This is a genomic window from Bacteroides intestinalis, from assembly GCF_003464595.1.
GTDB classification, from domain to species: domain Bacteria; phylum Bacteroidota; class Bacteroidia; order Bacteroidales; family Bacteroidaceae; genus Bacteroides; species Bacteroides intestinalis_A.
The window spans coordinates 51,656-70,080 of the sequence record NZ_QRZF01000006.1; the positions used below are offsets into that span (position 1 = coordinate 51,656).

At 42.5% G+C, this 18,425-nt stretch carries 14 protein-coding genes; 11 read left to right on the plus strand and 3 right to left on the minus strand.

The window, feature by feature from the left end; translation table 11 throughout:
• The first annotated feature begins 154 nt into the window (after positions 1 to 154).
• The 5 genes from DWW10_RS10285 to DWW10_RS10305 all read left to right on the plus strand — a co-directional run bounded on the left by DWW10_RS10285 (position 155) and on the right by DWW10_RS10305 (position 7,944).
• Positions 155 to 1,327, plus strand: a complete 1,173-nt coding sequence (locus DWW10_RS10285) for a FecR family protein (protein ID WP_022392205.1) — start codon at positions 155 to 157, stop codon at positions 1,325 to 1,327.
• A gap of 16 nt (positions 1,328 to 1,343) precedes the next feature.
• Entirely contained in the window at positions 1,344 to 4,700 is a 3,357-nt protein-coding gene (locus DWW10_RS10290) for a TonB-dependent receptor (protein WP_182021380.1), read from the plus strand.
• A 20-nt stretch (positions 4,701 to 4,720) separates the two neighbouring features.
• The gene (locus DWW10_RS10295; RefSeq protein ID WP_022392207.1) at positions 4,721 to 6,172 is read left to right on the plus strand and encodes a RagB/SusD family nutrient uptake outer membrane protein; all 1,452 of its coding nucleotides are present in this window, start codon (positions 4,721 to 4,723) and stop codon (positions 6,170 to 6,172) included.
• 16 nt (positions 6,173 to 6,188) lie between these two features.
• Entirely contained in the window at positions 6,189 to 7,349 is a 1,161-nt protein-coding gene (locus DWW10_RS10300; protein WP_022392208.1) for a metallophosphoesterase, read from the plus strand.
• 97 nt (positions 7,350 to 7,446) lie between these two features.
• Complete coding sequence (locus DWW10_RS10305; protein WP_022392209.1) at positions 7,447 to 7,944, plus strand: DMP19 family protein; 498 nt, start codon at positions 7,447 to 7,449, stop codon at positions 7,942 to 7,944.
• A 20-nt stretch (positions 7,945 to 7,964) separates the two neighbouring features.
• On the opposite strand, the gene DWW10_RS10310 is transcribed toward DWW10_RS10305, so the two are convergent.
• Positions 7,965 to 8,567, minus strand: coding sequence for a hypothetical protein (locus DWW10_RS10310; RefSeq protein WP_147350468.1), 603 nt, complete (start codon positions 8,565 to 8,567; stop codon positions 7,965 to 7,967).
• Positions 8,568 to 9,239: 672 nt separating this feature from the next.
• Between DWW10_RS10310 and DWW10_RS10315 the strand changes: the two genes are divergently transcribed.
• The 4 genes from DWW10_RS10315 to metH are packed head-to-tail and all read left to right on the plus strand — an operon-like array spanning position 9,240 to position 13,883.
• Positions 9,240 to 10,061 (plus strand): hypothetical protein, encoded by an 822-nt coding sequence (locus tag DWW10_RS10315; protein ID WP_147350469.1) that lies wholly within the window; start codon positions 9,240 to 9,242, stop codon positions 10,059 to 10,061.
• 38 nt (positions 10,062 to 10,099) lie between these two features.
• Complete coding sequence (locus tag DWW10_RS10320; protein ID WP_118421418.1) at positions 10,100 to 10,645, plus strand: Yip1 family protein; 546 nt, start codon at positions 10,100 to 10,102, stop codon at positions 10,643 to 10,645.
• An 11-nt stretch (positions 10,646 to 10,656) separates the two neighbouring features.
• Positions 10,657 to 11,109 (plus strand): SsrA-binding protein, encoded by a 453-nt coding sequence (gene smpB / locus DWW10_RS10325; RefSeq protein ID WP_022392213.1) that lies wholly within the window; start codon positions 10,657 to 10,659, stop codon positions 11,107 to 11,109.
• 23 nt (positions 11,110 to 11,132) lie between these two features.
• On the plus strand, positions 11,133 to 13,883 hold the full coding sequence (gene metH / locus DWW10_RS10330) for a methionine synthase (RefSeq protein WP_022392214.1): 2,751 nt from the start codon (positions 11,133 to 11,135) through the stop codon (positions 13,881 to 13,883).
• Positions 13,884 to 13,913: 30 nt separating this feature from the next.
• Here metH and DWW10_RS10335 read toward each other — a convergent pair whose 3' ends face one another.
• On the minus strand, positions 13,914 to 15,305 hold the full coding sequence (locus tag DWW10_RS10335; RefSeq protein WP_007217569.1) for an MltF family protein: 1,392 nt from the start codon (positions 15,303 to 15,305) through the stop codon (positions 13,914 to 13,916).
• Positions 15,306 to 15,326: 21 nt separating this feature from the next.
• Positions 15,327 to 15,932: a uridine kinase gene (gene udk / locus DWW10_RS10340; RefSeq protein WP_022392215.1), complete on the minus strand. Its 606-nt coding sequence runs from the start codon at positions 15,930 to 15,932 to the stop codon at positions 15,327 to 15,329.
• Between the two features lie 100 nt (positions 15,933 to 16,032).
• On the opposite strand from udk, the gene DWW10_RS10345 reads away from it, so the two are divergent.
• Both DWW10_RS10345 and DWW10_RS10350 read left to right on the plus strand, forming a co-directional pair.
• The gene (locus DWW10_RS10345; protein WP_007217570.1) at positions 16,033 to 16,332 is read left to right on the plus strand and encodes a Dabb family protein; all 300 of its coding nucleotides are present in this window, start codon (positions 16,033 to 16,035) and stop codon (positions 16,330 to 16,332) included.
• A gap of 22 nt (positions 16,333 to 16,354) precedes the next feature.
• Positions 16,355 to 18,412 carry a protein-disulfide reductase DsbD family protein gene (locus DWW10_RS10350; protein WP_118421385.1) on the plus strand — a complete coding sequence of 686 codons (2,058 nt, stop codon included), beginning with the start codon at positions 16,355 to 16,357 and terminating at the stop codon, positions 18,410 to 18,412.
• The last annotated feature ends 13 nt before the right edge of the window (positions 18,413 to 18,425 follow it).

Consider the following 18,425-nt stretch of genomic DNA (forward strand, 5'->3'; position numbering starts at 1 on the left):
CTTGATAAAGAAGGAATAAACGACTGATATAAACCTAAAAATTACATAATTCAACTGTTATTTTGATTTTTCTTTTAAAAAAAGTACTTTTTGATTCACCATGATTTTAATTATACCTGTTTTATTATAAAAGACAACGAAAAAAGTTCAATTTATGATAAAACAGGATTTTCATATATCTAATATTATTGCCAGACACTTATCGGGTGAAATCACTCCTGAAGAAAGCGCTCAACTGGAGAAATGGCGAAAAGCGGATTTCGCCCACGAAGCACTCTTTCAGAAAATTTGCAGTAAAGAGAATCTGAAAAAGCATATAGAAAATGGTACTTCATTCAACGCTGCAAGCGGCTGGATGGAGGTGCAAAAGCGTATCCGAAAGAGTAATAACCGGGAGCGGATGATAAAAATCCTCAGTTATGCCGCTGCTGTTTTAATACCAGTCTTTTTTGTTGGCATCTCACTAAAATACACTACTCACGACTATTCTTCTAACAAGTCTGTGCTGATGGCCCAACCCATATTGCCGGGAGCGGCCAAAGCAATATTGACTTTGGATAATGGGGAGACTATTAATCTGAATAAAGAAACAGCAGATGCTTTACAAACAATAGAGGGAACGAATATTCAGATAGATTCGACCACCCTGAATTATCAGTTGGCACAGAGCACACCTGCCCGCCCAAAACCTATATATAATAAAGTGGAGATTCCACGTGGCGGTGAGTATGCATTGGTGTTGAGTGACGGAACAAAGGTGCATTTAAATTCAATGAGCAGTCTCCGTTTTCCGGTAGCATTTACTACGGGGAAAAGAGAAGTCGAACTGCAAGGTGAAGCTTATTTTGAGGTGAGTAAAAACGGGCAGCCTTTTATTGTTAACGCCAATGGCATGCAGGTTGAAGTGTTGGGTACGGCTTTCAATATTTCTGCTTACCCCAATGAGGAGTATCAGACCACCTTGGTAAACGGTTCTGTGAAGGTCAGTGCCGAAAAGGGTGAAAGCCTTATATTGAAACCATCTCAACAAGCCACCATTGCTTTGGGAAGTAATTCCATACAGGTACGAACGGTAGATACCTCATTCTATACTTCATGGGTAAAGGGTAAGATTAACTTCAAAGACCAACGTCTGGAAGATATCATGAAAACACTGTCCCGTTGGTATGACATGAATGTGGTTTACGAAAATGAAAAGCTCAAGAATATACGTTTCGGTTGTAACCTGAATCGTTATGAAGAAATAACTCCTTTCGTCAAGTTACTGGAAAAGACGGAAGAAGTGTATGTGAAAATTGAAGGTAATACAATAACATTCCATAATTAACCCAAAAATGATTACTATGAACAAGAAAGGACACAAGAATCAAGCTGAAAGAAGCAGTAGACGTTTATGGATAACGTTACTATTTTTCTGTTTCACAGTTACCGGTTTTATGCAGGCTGCCAATGCAGTGTTTGCGCAAACCACTGTCACAGCAACCTTTAAGAATGCCACTCTTAGCGAAGTGCTGTGGGAAGTTCAGAGACAAACAGATTTCACCTTTGTGTATAGCACTGAAGAGGTGAAAAATGTAAAAGTAGAAAAGTTGATTGTGAACCATGAAAAGATTGCTAATGTACTGGATAAATGCCTGAAAGGTAGTGGACTGACTTATACGGTTCATGACGGTGTCATTGCCATTAAGCCTGCTTCTAAGGTTGAAGAAGCAGCAACGCCACAGCAAAAGACAAAGCTGAATGGTACTGTTGTAGACGAAACTGGTGAAGCCATTATTGGTGCCAATGTAATAGTGAAAGGCACTACTAACGGTTGCACTACTGATTTAGACGGTCATTTTACCCTTGATGTAGATCATCTTCCTGTCACTTTGATGGTTTCTTATATTGGTTATACCCGCCAGGAAATCAAGGTTACTTCTGCAAAGACGATTAAAGTGGAGATGGCACCGGATAATAACCTGATGGATGAGGTTGTCATTACAGGTTATGGTACCTTCAAGAAATCTGCTTATGCCGGTTCTGCTGCCAGTGTAAAAGGAGAGACTTTGAAAGATGTTCCGGCAATTTCTTTTAAAGACCTGCTTCAAGGTAATGCTCCGGGCGTACAGTTCACTTCTTCTTCCGGTCAGCCGGGGGCGTCTTCTTCTTTGAGAATCCGTGGTATGGGTTCTTTTAATGCCAGTAACTCACCTCTTTATGTAATAGATGGAGTGCCAATGCGCTCAGGTACCATCAATACAATGAGTTCGGATGCCGGCCTTGATATTATGTCTACCATTAATAGCTCCGATATTGAAAGTGTTACGGTGATAAAAGATGCTGCCGCCGCTTCACTTTACGGTTCGCGTGCTGCAAATGGCGTCGTACTGATCACAACGAAGAAAGGTAAAGCAGGAAAGCCTTCCATTTCATTGAAGGCCGATTGGGGTAGTTCTGATTTTGCTATGGATTATCGTCCGATTATGGGGGGAGAAGAGCGTCGTCAGTATATTTATGACGGTTTGGTAGCCGGACAGATAAAGAAGGGTAAGAGTGAAGCTGATGCAATGGCTTATGCCGATGGAGAAATTGATGACTATGCTCCGGTTCCCTGGTGCGGATATACGGATTGGGATGATGTTCTGTTTAAGAAAGGAAATCATCAGTCTTATGAAGCTTCTCTTTCAGGAGGAACGGATAGGTTCAAATATTACTCTTCACTTTCTTATCTGAAGCAAGACGGTATTGCCATCAACTCAGGTCTGGAACGTATCAGCGGACGCCTGAATGTGGATTTTCAAGCTACCAGCAAGTTGAAATTGGGAGCCAATGTCTTGTTTGCTACGGTTAACCAGGATGTATATAGTGAAGGGACTTCTTATTCTTCCCCTTTCTACACTTCACGCAATGCTGTAGTACCTTCTGATCCTATATACAATGAAGACGGTAGCTGGAATCGTGACTTGATTCGTATTGGTGACCGTAACCCGTTGTTGTCGGCAACTTACGATTATCAACGCGAATACGTGACCCGTACATTCAATACCATCTATGGTGAATATGAATTTATCAAGGACCTGAAGTTTAAGTCTACATTCAGCTATGACTATGTAATTACGAAAGGTAAAGACTGGAGTGACCCGCGTACTTCCAACGGTGATGATATCAACGGTGGTATGAGTAAGAAGTATTATGAATATAACAAAATGGTATGGGCCAATCAGGTGAGCTATAAAACTTCGATTGCCAGAGATCATCACATTGATGCGCTGGTAGGTTACGAAATAGACGATCAATACCGCGATTATCTGTCAGGATATGCCACTAACTTTGCAACTCACGATAAAAATCAAATCAGTAATGGTATGAAGACGGAATCGGTTGGTGGTAATGATACCCGTACACGTATGGTTTCCTACCTGACTCGTTTGAATTATGATTATAAGAATAAATACTATTTGGGTGGTAGCTTCCGTACGGATGGCAGTTCTCGTTTCCAAAGAGATAACCGTTGGGGTAGTTTCTGGTCAATATCCGGTGCTTGGCGTATTATTGAAGACGAATTCATGTCTCCAACTAAGGATTGGTTGACTGATTTAAAGATACGCGCGTCTTATGGTGTGAATGGTACCCTTCCTTCCGATTACTTCGGATATATGGGATTGAGCAGCCTGACTAACGGTTATCTGGAACAACCGGGCATCATTCAATCGCAACTCCGGAATGACGACTTGCAGTGGGAGACAAACTATAACCTGAATCTGGGTTTGGACTTCGCACTTTGGAACCGTATTAACGTTACTTTGGAGTATTACACCCGTACCACCAAGAATCTGTTGATGGACCGTCCTATCTCTATGACTACCGGTTTCAGCAGTTACCTGATGAACATCGGTGAAGTAAAGAATAAAGGTGTGGAACTGGAAATCAGCTCAACCAACATCCAGACTAAGGATTTCTCATGGAATACAACATTCAATATTTCGCATAACAAGAATAAAATTGTAACTCTGGATGGCATGCAGACGGAAATCAAGAGCGGCTCTCAAATTCGTAAAGTAGGAAAATCATACCGTACTTTCTATATGATTGAATTTGCAGGTATCAATCCGGAAACCGGTGCTCCCCAGTTCTATACAAACGATGTGGACGAAAATGGAAATTACATTAAAGACATCACCGAAGAAATCAATAAAGCTCATGCCATTGTGCTTGATAAACATGCAGAGCCCAATGCTATCGGTGGTTTATCAAATACGTTGCGCTATAAATGGTTCGATCTGAACTTTATGTTCTCTTACCAGTTTGGTGGTTACTCTTATGACAACTGGGCACAGAAAACCGAACATGGCGGTAATGACCTGGAAGCTAATATTCCGTCCTACTATAAAAATAGTTGGAAGAAGCCGGGAGATGTTACAAAATATGAGTTATTCTACGAGAAACCTTCTGTAGCAATGAATAAAGTAACGACTACCCGCCGTCTGCACAGCACTGATTTTATCCGTTTGAAGACGCTAACATTCGGTTTCACCGTTCCGAAGGACTGGACACGGAAAATCGGTATCGAGAATGTACGTTTGTATGCATCGGCCAATAACCTCTGGACATGGGCGGCATACGACTATTACGATCCGGAAGCAGTGAGTGGTGGTACTGCCATTTGGGGGACTCCTCCTTTGAAGACTGTAACTTTTGGTATTAATGTAAATTTCTAACCCGATAAAAACGAGATATTATGAAACCATTAAAATATTTATTTATCAGTTCCATGTTGTTCGTCGCTACTTCTTGCGGCAACAGTTGGTTGGATTTGGAACCTTCCACTTCGGTAGATACTGAAACCAGCATTAAGATATTGTCGGATGTTGAGTTCACTCTGAATGGCATTTACAGTACGATGCAGAGTTCGGATGCCTACTCCGGACGCCTGGTATATTATGGAGATGTGACGGGTGATGATATGCAGGCTGTTAGCTCTACTAAGCGTGTAGCCAACTATTACCGTTTTAACTTTACCAAGGATGATAACCCTTCCAGTCATTGGTCTTATCTTTATTCTATCATCCAGAATTGCAATCTGATTTTGATGAACATTGATAAACTGGTGATTGATGAAGGAGACAAGGCATATCGGGATGATTTGAAAGGAGAGGCACTGGCCATTCGTGGTCTGGCATTGTTCGATCTGACCCGTATCTTCGGTTATCCGTATTTGAAAGATGACGGGGCATCACTGGGTGTGCCTATTATAGAAGGTCTGTCCACTATTGATAGCAAGCCGACACGCAACACTGTGGCTCAATGCTATACGAAGATAATCGATGATCTTACCCAAAGTCTCTCTTTATTGGGTGAAAAATTCAATAAGGGCAAAATAAATAAATGGGGAGCAATGGTACTTCTCAGTCGTGTTTATCTCTACAAGGGTGAAAATGCCAATGCTTTGAAAATGGCGAGCGATGCTATTACAGGAGCAGAAAAGAATAAATACGCTTTATGGACCAATGAAGATTACCCCACCGCTTGGGGAGAAGATGCTTCAGCCTCCAAACCGGGTGAAGTATTGTTTGAAATCGTAAATCTCACTACTGACAGCCCGGGTAAAGAAAGTATGGGCTATCTCAACTCTTATGACGGTTACGATGATATGTGTATCACTTGTTCTTTCTATCAGTTCCTGAAGGAAGACCCGAAGGATATACGTCTTAAGTTGCTGAGCTTCGATAAGAAATATTATGCTTATGTAAATAAGTATCAGCCGCAACGTGAAGAGAATATTGAAGATGCCAATATTCCGTTAATTCGTCTTTCCGAGGCTTATCTGAATGCAGCCGAAGCCGCTGTTAAGGAGAATGATAATGACGCTGCTGTTAAGTATCTCGACCCGATTGTGAAGCGTGCTAATCCGGGCAACACAGTGGTAGGACAGACTATAACCTTGGAGAGAGTACTGAACGAACGCCGTAAAGAACTGGTTGCCGAAGGCCACCGTATGTATGATGTAATCAGAAACGGATTGACGGTGGAACGTAAGGATGTAAAGGACAGTAATCTGAGTAAAACCAAGCATGACACGAAGTATATGACGTATGACTGGAATTTCTATATGATTGTACTTCCTATTCCTAAGAAGGAAATGGATGCCAATCCTAATATGGAACAGAATCCTGAATATGGTGGAAGATAATTTAAATAAATGATATATGACGAGTAAGACAAGTTTCATGAAGTACTTTCTTATCGCATTTACTCTAATGTTCATCAGTTCCGGCCTAAACGCCGGAACTTTTGGTTCAGACGGTAAGAAGAAAGACAAAGAGAAAAAAGAAGAGTTATCGGCTGACGGGCCGTATGTGCTTTATCAGCCTGATGGTAAAACGCGTGTCATCAGTGTCGATAAGAAAGGGAAGATTACCGATACGACTTATGTTGCACTACCCGAAGATTTTACCCTGCAGGTAGTAGATCATAAGGGCCGGTTTCCATTTGATGTGAAATTGCATCCGGTGAAACGTCCTGATTGGCAATATCGGCAACCGGAGAAAGTGTTTGTTATGTCCGATCCGCACGGCAGGTTGGATTGTGTTATTAGCTTGTTGCAGGGCAATGGGGTTATTGATAAAAACTACAATTGGAGCTTTGGTAATAATCACCTGATGGTTATCGGCGATATTTTCGATCGTGGAAAAGATGTACCGCAAATATTCTGGCTGTTTTATAAGTTGGAAGATGAGGCCGCAAAAGCAGGTGGAACGGTTTCTTTCCTGTTAGGGAATCATGAGCCGTTGGTATTGGCCAATGACTTGCGTTATACGAAAGATAAATATAAAGTGCTGGCACAGATATTGAATATGGATTACCCTAAACTTTTTGGGTCCGATACGGAATTGGGTAAATGGTTAGGTACTCGTAATACGATGCAGACCATTGGCAGCGACCTTTATGTTCATGCCGGGTTAGGCAAGAATTTCTATGACCGTAATTTAAGTATTCCTACCGTGAACGAAGAAATGAGCAAAGCCCTTTTCATGAATAAGAAAGAACGCAGGGCTCTTTCTCCATTGACCGCATTTCTGTATGGTAATGATGGTCCCATCTGGTATCGTGGCCTTGTGCGTACGGATGCCAAGTATCATCCAATGGCACAGGATAGCCTGCAAATGGTGATGGAACGCTATAAAGCCAAACACATTATCGTAGGGCATACCATCTTTAAGGATATTTCTACTTTTTATGATGGCAAGGTTATCGATGTCAATGTGGACAATAAAGAAAATAAGAAGAAGAAACGTGGCCGTGCATTATTGATTGATAAGGATACTTACTTTGTGGTAGGTGATAAAGGTATTCTGCGGAAATTGTAGGAACACTTTTCATAGTTTTTAGTCTTCTTGTTATACCTTTATCTTTTAATTCCATATCTTTGTCGTAATAATTAGAAAAAGGCATAATAAGAAGACTATGATAGAAATTACTGATGCCGCCTTGCGCAAAGCAGCAGGCGAGGGGATGGATACTTTTATTCAGGTATTTACCGACAGATATAAAGAAGTGATAGGTGGTGAACTAACCGCTGAATCCATGCCGTTACTGACAGGTGAGCAGCATACTTTGCTTGCTTACCAGATATTTCGTGATGAAGTAATGGATGGCGGCTTCTGCCAGTTGATACAGAATGGATATGGTGGTTATATTTTTGCTAATCCGTTTGCTAAAGTGATGCGTCTGTGGGGAGCAAAAGATTTCGGTAAACTGGTATATAGAGCTAAAAAGATTTATGATGCCCATCGTGAAGATCTGGAACGGGAGCGTACAGATGATGAATTTATGGCTATGTACGAGCAATATGAAGCTTTCGATGAGCTGGAAGAAGAATTTTTGGAAAACGAGGAAGGTATCACAGCTATGGTAGCCAGTTATGTAGATGAACATCTGGAACTGTTTGCTAAAATCGTTTGATAAGGGCGATTTTTTTATTCCTAAAAATTAATGCAAAAGCCCAATGCGGGTTGTGCCTGAATCATTCCGTTGGGTAAGGTCATCTGGATGTTTGAGCTGCTAAGCGAGAATTCTATTGCTTGCTTAGCTCGTTTTTTATTGATATTTGCAAAAACGAAAAGCGGAATACTGGTAGCTGTTGCACTTGCACCGGTATAAAATACAGCTTTCCATGGCCGGGTGTTTTTGTAGAGAGGATCGTCGAAAGCTCCGCCCATCAGACCTGTAGCCATTCCGGCAAGCCCTATGCCCAATGCTGTGCATGCACCAATTCTGAACTGTCTGTGTTTTCTCCATAATTGTGGGTCGAGTTCTGTTCCGAGTGCAGTTGCAATAGCTTTCTGTCTATTTTTGACGGCAAATACAAAAAGAGGAATACTGCTTACGGTCAGTCCGGCTCCTGCACCGAGAATGATACCGAAACCTTCCCCATCTCCACCGGACTCATAACCGGAAACGACGGCACCAACAAATCCTACAACCATCGTGGGAACACCTATGCCGAGTGTTGTCCATCCGCAGGCTTTTAATCTTTTATGCTTTTTCCAATATCTGGTTTGTTTATACTTGTCTTGTGAATTCATTTTGTCTTTTGCAATATAAATTGTTGTTGTGCTTAATGGGATATAATGCATTGATAAAGAATCTATATTTACTGCTTTGGAAGAGATCGTGAGGAACAACAATACAAAGAAGAAGATATATCGCATCGAATGCAAAGAATGACTTCTGTCTTCTTTCATTTCCGGTGTAACAGTTTCTTTTTGGGGGATAATGTAAGATTTAGAATGAGCCATAATCTTAGTATGAGTTTGATATAAAAAGTAAACCTCTTAACAGATGCCACTATGAGTCATCGGAAACAAAGTTACTGAAAATTATTATTTAGCAGATGAGTTTTGCAGAAAAGATGTTGTAAAGCATGGGGATAGATCTAATAGTTTGAGTGATGCTTAGACAATGATTTTTTGATATTGTTTTATTCCAGTGGCTTCAGATTCTTCAAGCCGTACTTTTGTCTCTTTCTCTACTGTTGAGAAGATGTTCACTACAGGCAATTGCTTTAGTAATTACACTTTTGTCTCTCTATCTGTATCCTGTTGTTTGTGAATTGATGTTAAATGGATGGTAGGATATGCAGTATTTAGATTAATATTTCATTTACTCTTAAAAACAATGAAAAAATGGAGAGAGTGCGGTGTTACTCGATTCTTTTATCTAAATTTGCAAACTCTAATATTTATAGAACAATGAAAATGGCTAAGTTTAAACTCTGGATGGTTGCCCTGACCTTAATAATGGGTGTTTCTTTTACTTCTTGCATGAATTCTGATGAATCAGAATCTCCTTATGATGGTGCGGGAATGTTTTATGTGGTCAATAGTTACATGGGCTCTTATTTTGAGGATCCTGCAGGAAATAAATTACATCCTACTAGTGCATCTGTTCTTGCAATGGAGACTAACTATGGATTTAAAATGTCTGAAACGAAGCTGGCTGTTATTTATTATAAATTTGTAAAAGAAGAGACCGGAACTGCTAAAACAAGTACTTCTACAACTCCACAAAGTTATGATATTGTATTAGTATCAGCTGCTGCATGTGATGGTCCGGACCTTATTACTACTGAAACTCAGGTAGAGATGGAGGAAAGCGTAACGGAAAATGCACCGATTGTATCATTAACTCCGACCGTAAATACTGGATATACTTATCAAGAACTGAAACCTGCTTTTTATGATAAAAAAACATTGGTTTTACCTATTGCATGGAGAATGGAAAACAGTTCTGAAAAGTTAGCACAGCATAAGTTTAATTTGGTTTATGTAACGTCAGATACAGAAAATAGTGCTACGGATTTGGTATTATATTTACGTCATGATAGAGGTACAGATGAAAAAACAGATGTTGGAACATATACTCAGGATGGATATAATATTGAGGAAGCTATAGCTCATTTTGCAGGGGTTACAGGAAAAGAACCGAAGAATGTGATCATAAAATCAAAGAATAGTGAAACAGATTCTAAGATACCTGAAAAGTATACAGAAGTTACTGTAGAATATAAAACAAACTAATAATAATATTGGATTATAAAGCATTATTCCATATAGCAATGTTACTGATTTCCTCTCCGGCCAAGGCTTGGGAGGAAATTCGTTTGGAAGAGGATAGGCGAAAAGTATTTACTGCTTTTGTCTATCCTATGATTGGTTTATGTGGATTGTCCGCCTTCATCGGTTCTTTGCTGGCGAAGGGATGGGGCGGTCCCGAGAGTTTTCAATATGCCATGACGCAATGTTGCGCGGTGGCAGTATCCCTCTTTGGAGGATATTTTCTGGCAGCGTATCTCATAAATGGGATGCGCGTTAAAATGTTTATGATGGACAGTGACATGCCATTGACGCAACAGTTTGCGGGCTATGCGCTGGTTGTTCTTTTCTTGCTCCAGATTATTATCGGCATATTGCCGGACTTTAATATCATCGGATTGCTGTTGCAGTTCTATATTGTGTATGTGGTGTGGGAGGGGGCTTCCACGTTGATGAAAGTAGAAGAAAAAGACCGGTTACGGTTTACAATCATTTCTTCCATCCTACTGATTGCCTGTCCTATGCTCATTCAGTTTATATTCAACAAGCTGACGATGGTGCTTAATTAACGTTTGAAATCATGAAACAAGCTCCTGTTAATATAAAAAATAAGCGCGCTACATTCGATTATGAATTGGTAGACACTTATACCGCGGGCATTGTGCTCACGGGTACGGAAATTAAATCGATCCGCATGGGTAAGGCAAGCCTTGTGGATACCTTCTGTTACTTTGCCAATGGCGAGTTGTGGGTGAAGAATATGCATATTTCCGAATACTTCTACGGTTCGTATAATAACCATTCGGCACGCAGGGAGCGCAAACTCTTACTTACTAAAAAAGAACTTGATAAACTGGCGCGTGGAGCAAAAGACCCCGGTTTTACAATGATTCCCATTCGTATGTTTATTAATGAAAAAGGGCTTGCCAAAGTGGTAGTGGCTCTTGCCAAAGGTAAAAAGCAATACGACAAGCGCGAAGCGTTGAAAGAGAAAGATGATAAACGCGATATGGCGCGGATGTTTAAGAGATAATATCATTCTATCATTGAATACAAATGGTTTCTATTGAAAAGTTGGTGCGTGAGCGCATCCTTATTTTAGACGGTGCTATGGGCACCATGATACAACGGTACAACTTAACGGAGGAAGACTTCAGGGGGGAGCGCTTTGCTGACATCCCCGGGCAGATGAAAGGAAACAATGATCTGCTTTGTCTGACGCGCCCTGATGTGATACAGGATATACATCGTAAATATCTCATGGCAGGTGCCGATATCATTGAAACCAATACGTTTAGTTCTACCAGTGTCAGTATGGCCGATTATCATGTGCAGGAATATGTACGTGAGATGAATCTGGCTGCCGTTAAACTGGCACGTGAAGTAGCTGATGAATTTTCTACACCTGATAAACCACGTTTTGTAGCCGGTTCTATCGGGCCTACCAATAAGACTTGCTCCATGAGTCCCGATGTGAATAATCCGGCCATGCGTGCGCTGACTTACGATGAACTTGCCGATGCCTATCGGGAACAGATGGAAGCCTTGCTGGAAGGTGGAGTAGACGCTCTGCTGATAGAAACCATATTCGATACATTGAATGCCAAAGCAGCTATCTTTGCTGCGGAAAAGGCGATGGAGGCTACAGGCGTTCAAGTTCCTGTTATGCTGTCCGTTACCGTATCCGATACAGGCGGACGTACTCTGTCGGGACAGACTTTGGAGGCTTTTCTTGCCTCAGTTCAGCATGCCAATATCTTTTCGGTAGGCTTGAACTGTTCCTTTGGCGCCCGCCAGTTGAAACCTTTCCTGGAACAGCTTGCTGCCCGTGCTCCTTATTATATCAGTGCATACCCCAATGCGGGATTGCCCAACAGCCTGGGACAATATGACCAGACGCCTGCCGATATGGCGCATGAAGTGAAAGAGTATATTCAGGAAGGTCTGATAAACATCATTGGCGGTTGCTGTGGTACGACCGATGCATACATTGCCGAATATCCCGCCCTGATAGCCGGTGCTGCTCCCCATGTTCCTGCTCCGAAACCCGAAAGTCTTTGGCTTTCCGGCCTGGAATTGTTGGAAGTGACTCCTGAAAAGAACTTTATCAATGTGGGAGAACGCTGTAATGTGGCCGGTTCCCGCAAGTTCCTGCGTCTGGTTAATGAAAAGAAATACGATGAAGCCCTCAGCATTGCCCGTCAGCAAGTAGAAGACGGGGCGCAGGTGGTGGATGTAAATATGGACGATGGTCTGCTGGATGCACAGGCTGAAATGACTACTTTCCTCAATCTGATTGCTTCTGAGCCTGAGATTGCCCGTGTTCCTGTGATGATTGACTCCTCTAAATGGGATGTAATCGTTGCCGGATTGAAATGCCTGCAAGGAAAGTCCATCGTGAATTCAATCTCTCTGAAAGAGGGAGAAGAAAAGTTTCTGGAACATGCCCGCACGATCAGGCAATATGGTGCCGCTACCGTAGTAATGGCTTTTGATGAAAAAGGACAGGCGGATACATACGAACGTAAGATTGAAGTGTGTGCCCGCGCTTATCAGCTTTTGGTTGAGAAAGTGGGCTTTAATCCTCATGATATTATCTTTGACCCTAACGTCCTTGCCGTAGCTACGGGTATGGACGAACATAATAATTATGCTGTAGACTTCATCCGGGCTACCGGTTGGATACGTAAGAATCTGCCGGGTGCGCATGTCAGTGGTGGCGTTAGCAATCTTTCATTCTCTTTCCGCGGCAACAATTATATCCGTGAAGCCATGCATGCAGTGTTCCTTTATCATGCTATCCGTGAAGGAATGGATATGGGAATCGTAAATCCGGCTACGGCTGTACTTTATACCGATATCCCTGCCGATATACTGGAACGTATAGAGGATGTGGTTTTAAACCGTCGTCCCGATGCTGCCGAACGCCTGATAGAAACTGCTGAACAACTGAAAGCTGCTGCCGAACAACAGAAAGGTAATGCCACTGATAAACAAGTTGCCCCTCTTTCATGGCGTAATGGAACAAGTGTGGAAGAACGTTTGAAACATGCTTTGACAAAAGGAATTGGTGACTATCTGGAGGAAGACTTGGCAGAAGCCCTGAAACTTTACCCGAAAGCTGTGGATATCATCGAAGGTCCTTTAATGTCAGGTATGAACTATGTAGGTGAGCTCTTTGGCGCCGGAAAGATGTTTTTGCCTCAGGTGGTGAAAACAGCCCGTACCATGAAGAAAGCCGTTGCCATTCTTCAGCCTGTAATTGAAGCGGAAAAACAAGAAGGCTCCACTTCCGCCGGAAAAGTCCTGCTTGCTACGGTGAAAGGTGATGTACATGATATAGGCAAGAATATCGTTTCTGTGGTCATGGCCTGCAATGGTTATGAGATTATAGACCTTGGTGTGATGGTACCTGCCGAAACGATTGTTCAGCGTGCCTTGGAAGAAAAGGTGGATATGATTGGACTCAGTGGTTTGATAACCCCATCATTGGAAGAAATGGTACACGTGGCTATGGAACTGGAAAAGGTAGGTGCCGATATTCCTTTATTGATAGGTGGCGCTACTACCTCTCAACTGCATACAGCATTGAAAATAGCTCCTGTCTATCATGCTCCTGTAGTTCATCTGAAAGATGCTTCGCAGAATGCAACAGTAGCCGCCCGCTTGATGAATCCGAAAGCCAAAGAAGAATTAAAAGAAAAATTAAGTTCAGAATATCAACGGTTGCGTGAAAAGAGCGTTACGCAAGCACCGAAGACTGTTTCGTTGGAGGAAGCGCAGAAGAATAAGCTGAACTTATTTTAGTGATTAGGGGTTATCACTAACCCCTAATCACTATTTCTTTATCTTCTTCTTATACGTCTCATACCTCCCCATAATATCCCTCACAAAGTTATATGTCTCTATTCCACGGAAGTATCCGTTTTTGCAGACAGGGTCGGTGAAGTATTCTTCATTGCTTTTCAATAAGATGAAGTTTTCTACATTGTCTTTCCAGACATACTTGTTCTTTCCATATTTCTCAGCCAGTGCCATTGCATCCTGTACGTGGCCGATACCCGAATTGTAGGAAGCAAGTACGAAGTTGAGCCGCTCCTCTTTCGGTACTGAAGAGAAACTCTTACTGGTAGCATTGATGTATTTTATGGCAGCCTTCACGCTTTCTTCCGGATTCTGTTCTTTTCCTTCGGGGAGTCCCATGGCACGTGCTGTAGCAGGCATCAGTTGCATTAGCCCTTTGGCACCGGCCCATGAAACGGCTGTCGTATCAAAGTTCGACTCTGTATATGCCAAAGAAGCAAGCAATCGCCAATCCCAGTCTATTTCCGAAGCATACTTTTTGAATAATTCGTCGAAGTGCGAGATTTTTCCCTCACGAAGAGAAAGGATAGAAGTGTGTGGAGTTGCCTTGCTGATCTCAAAATATCTCTTCATACTGGCAGTGTAGGCGGGAGAAGTCATATTCTCTTCATGCCATTTATTAGCGGCGGCTGCCAGTTCCGGACTATCCTTGCGCACCGCCCAGGAAGCTCTTTGGTCGAAACTGATGGATAATTTAATATTCAGGTTGGGGTAATACGTAGTGTTAAGTCTGGCTACGTCATTATCGGCCACCGTATAAGGAATCTTTCCCTGGGATACTTGTGTGATGAGGTCCTCCACTGAAATGCTGTCATTAGTCACTTTGTGGATATGGATGCCGCCACCGAGTTCTTTATCCAGATTTACCAAACGGTCGTAATATTTCCCGGGCTTTACATATACATCCTTACCTATCAGTTCTGTTACATCCGTCAGCGGTTTTGTCTTCCCACCTGCGCGTTGCACAATAACCTGGTGTGTGATGACCTCTTCACCGCAATAGATTAGACTATCTTTTAATTCCTTCGTGATGGGGACATTATAGGCAATGATGTCTCCTTCACCTGCCAGTAACTTTTTTATAAGTCCCTGTACATTCCTTGCCACCACTACGCGCAGTTTTACCCCGAGACTTTTGGCAAACTGTTCACTCAACTCGTACTGGAACCCCATTTCCTGGCCACGATAGTTGAAGTAAGAAGTAGAACTGTATAGCGTCAGTACAACGAGTTCACCGCTATCTTTTATCTGTTGCAAATCGCCCACAGCTTCATCGGGCATGGAACCATGCCGTTTATTTCCGCACCCCGACAGGCAGCACAGACATAACAAGGCAATCAGGAAAAGATTAGCAGTTCCCCTCATTTAATTTTTAATTTTTAATTCTCAAAGATGCTTCTTTATATACATCGTCAGAATATCGATTGCCACCTGATTATTTCCTCCTTCGGGTATAATCAGGTCCGCATATCGTTTGCACGGTTCGATGAATTGCAGATGCATAGGCTTCAAGATACGGGTATACCGCTCCATAACCGCTTCTGCCGTACGTCCACGCTCCACTACATCCCGTTGTATGACACGAATCAGACGTTCGTCCGGATCAGCATCCACAAAGATTTTGAGGTCCATCATGCTGCGCAGTTTCTTGTCGCACAGGGCAAGAATCCCTTCAATAATCACTACTTCCCGTGGCTCGATATGAATCGTTTCGGACTCTCGTGTACAAGTAAGGTACGAGTAGGTGGGCTGTTCAATGCTTTTTCCTTCACGCAGCATGGCTACATGTTTAGATAAAAGACTCCACTCGAAGGCATCCGGGTGGTCAAAGTTGATGTTCTGTCGTTCTTCTACAGGTACATGGCTACTGTCCTTATAGTAAGAGTCTTGCGGTAACAGTACCACTTCACCTGCCGGCAGGCTTTCAATGATTTTACGTACGACGGTGGTTTTTCCCGAGCCAGTTCCGCCTGCAATTCCTATTATTAACATCCGTTTAAGTGTATATTTAAAACAAAACGAGTATTTTTGCGGTTAATATTAATCGCTTCGGTTGACAAATATATAGATAAATCATTAAAATTGCAAAGTTATGGTCAAACACATTGTATTATTTAAATTAAAAGACGAAGCTCCGGCTGACAAAAAGCTGACAGCAATGAAAGAATTCAAGGCCGCTATCGAGGCTTTACCAGCTAAAATATCTGTTATACGTAAGATAGAAGTTGGACTCAATATGAATCCCGGCGAAACTTGGAGCATTGCCCTCTACAGCGAATTTGATACGTTGGACGACGTGAAATTTTATGCTACTCATCCCGAGCATGTGGCAGCAGGCAAGCTGATTGCTGATGTAAAGGAGAATCGCGCCTGTGTTGACTACGAGATTTAATAATAAATTATAGATTATAAAGATGAGAAAAATACTATCCATTTGTCTGTTGCTGATTGCTGTCGTGGCACAAGCGCAGATACAGGAGCCCGTCAAGTTTAAGTCGGAACTGAAGACGCTTGCAGCGGGAGAGGCGGAAATTGTATTTACCGCTACTATCGACAAGGGGTGGCATGTATATTCTACCGACCTGGGTGACGGTGGTCCTATCTCGGCTACCTTTAATGTAGAGAAGATATCCGGTGCTACAGTTGTAGGAAAGTTGCAGCCGAAAGGAAAAGAAATAGCTTCTTATGATAAGTTGTTCGAGATGAACGTACGCTATTTTGAGTCTACGGCACAATTTGTTCAGAAGCTGAAGCTCACAGGAGGAGATTATAAGATAGAAGGTTTTCTGGAATTCGGTGCTTGTAATGATGAAAACTGTTTGCCTCCTACGCAGGTAGAATTTAATTTTTCAGGTAAAGCAGAAGCTGCTAAAGGTGCAGCAGCTGCAACTCCTGCTGAAAAGGTAACAGCTCCGGCAGAGGAAACGAAACCGGAAACTCAACCTGCTTCTCAAACTGAAACACCTGCGGACACAGCTTCTACTGGCATCATAGGTGGTGCAGATGGTCCGACGGATATAAATGTGGCAGGCAATATTGACTTGTGGAAACCTGTCATTAATGATCTGCAATCTTATGGTGAAGCCACTTCACAGGAAGATATGTCATGGTTCTATATCTTTATCACCGGTTTTCTCGGTGGACTGCTGGCATTGTTTACCCCTTGTGTGTGGCCTATTATCCCAATGACAGTAAGTTTCTTCCTGAAACGTTCCAAAGATAAAAAGAAAGGTATTCGTGATGCCTGGACGTATGGCGCTTCCATCGTGGTGATTTACGTAACTTTAGGTTTGGCCATTACGTTGATCTTCGGTGCCAGTGCGTTGAATGCACTTTCCACGAATGCTGTGTTCAATATCCTTTTCTGTTTGATGCTGGTGGTGTTTGCAGCTTCCTTCTTCGGAGCTTTCGAACTGACGCTGCCCTCTAAATGGAGCAATGCAGTAGATAGTAAAGCGGAAGCAACAAGCGGTTTGCTCAGTATCTTCCTGATGGCATTCACGCTTTCACTGGTGTCTTTTTCTTGTACAGGTCCTATTATCGGTTTCTTGCTGGTACAGGTATCTACAACAGGCAGCGTGATAGCTCCGGCTATCGGTATGCTCGGTTTTGCTATTGCTTTGGCATTGCCGTTCACGCTGTTCGCTCTGTTCCCGTCCTGGCTGAAGTCTATGCCGAAATCAGGCGGTTGGATGAATGTCATTAAAGTTACCCTCGGTTTCCTGGAATTGGCTTTCGCTCTGAAGTTCCTCTCTGTAGCCGACCTGGCTTATGGCTGGCGCATCCTCGACCGTGAAACGTTCCTGGCATTGTGGATTGTTCTGTTTGCTTTACTGGGCTTCTACCTGTTGGGCAAGATCAAGTTCCCGCACGATGATGACAATACGAAAGTGGGAGTGGGCCGCTTCTTTATGGCACTTTTCTCGCTGGCATTTGCCGTATATATGGTTCCCGGTTTGTGGGGTGCTCCATTGAAGGCGGTCAGTGCTTTTGCACCGCCTATGCAGACTCAGGACTTTAACCTCTATAATAATGAAGTGCATGCCAAGTTCGATGATTACGACCTGGGTATGGAATATGCCCGTCAGCATGGCAAACCTGTAATGCTCGACTTCACCGGGTATGGTTGTGTAAACTGCCGTAAGATGGAGCTTGCCGTATGGACAGACTCCAAGGTAAGTGACATTATCAACAACGATTACGTACTTATTACACTTTATGTAGATAATAAAACCCCGTTGACCTCACCTGTTAAAGTGACAGAAAACGGCCGGGAACGTACATTGCGTACAGTAGGCGATAAGTGGAGTTATCTCCAACGCGTTAAATTCGGTGCCAATGCACAGCCCTTCTATGTGCTGATAGATAATGAAGGTCGTCCTTTGAATAAATCTTATTCGTATGACGAGGACATTCCTAAGTATATCGAGTTCCTGCAAACAGGATTGGAAAACTATAAGAAAGGAAAATAAACGAACGAATGCC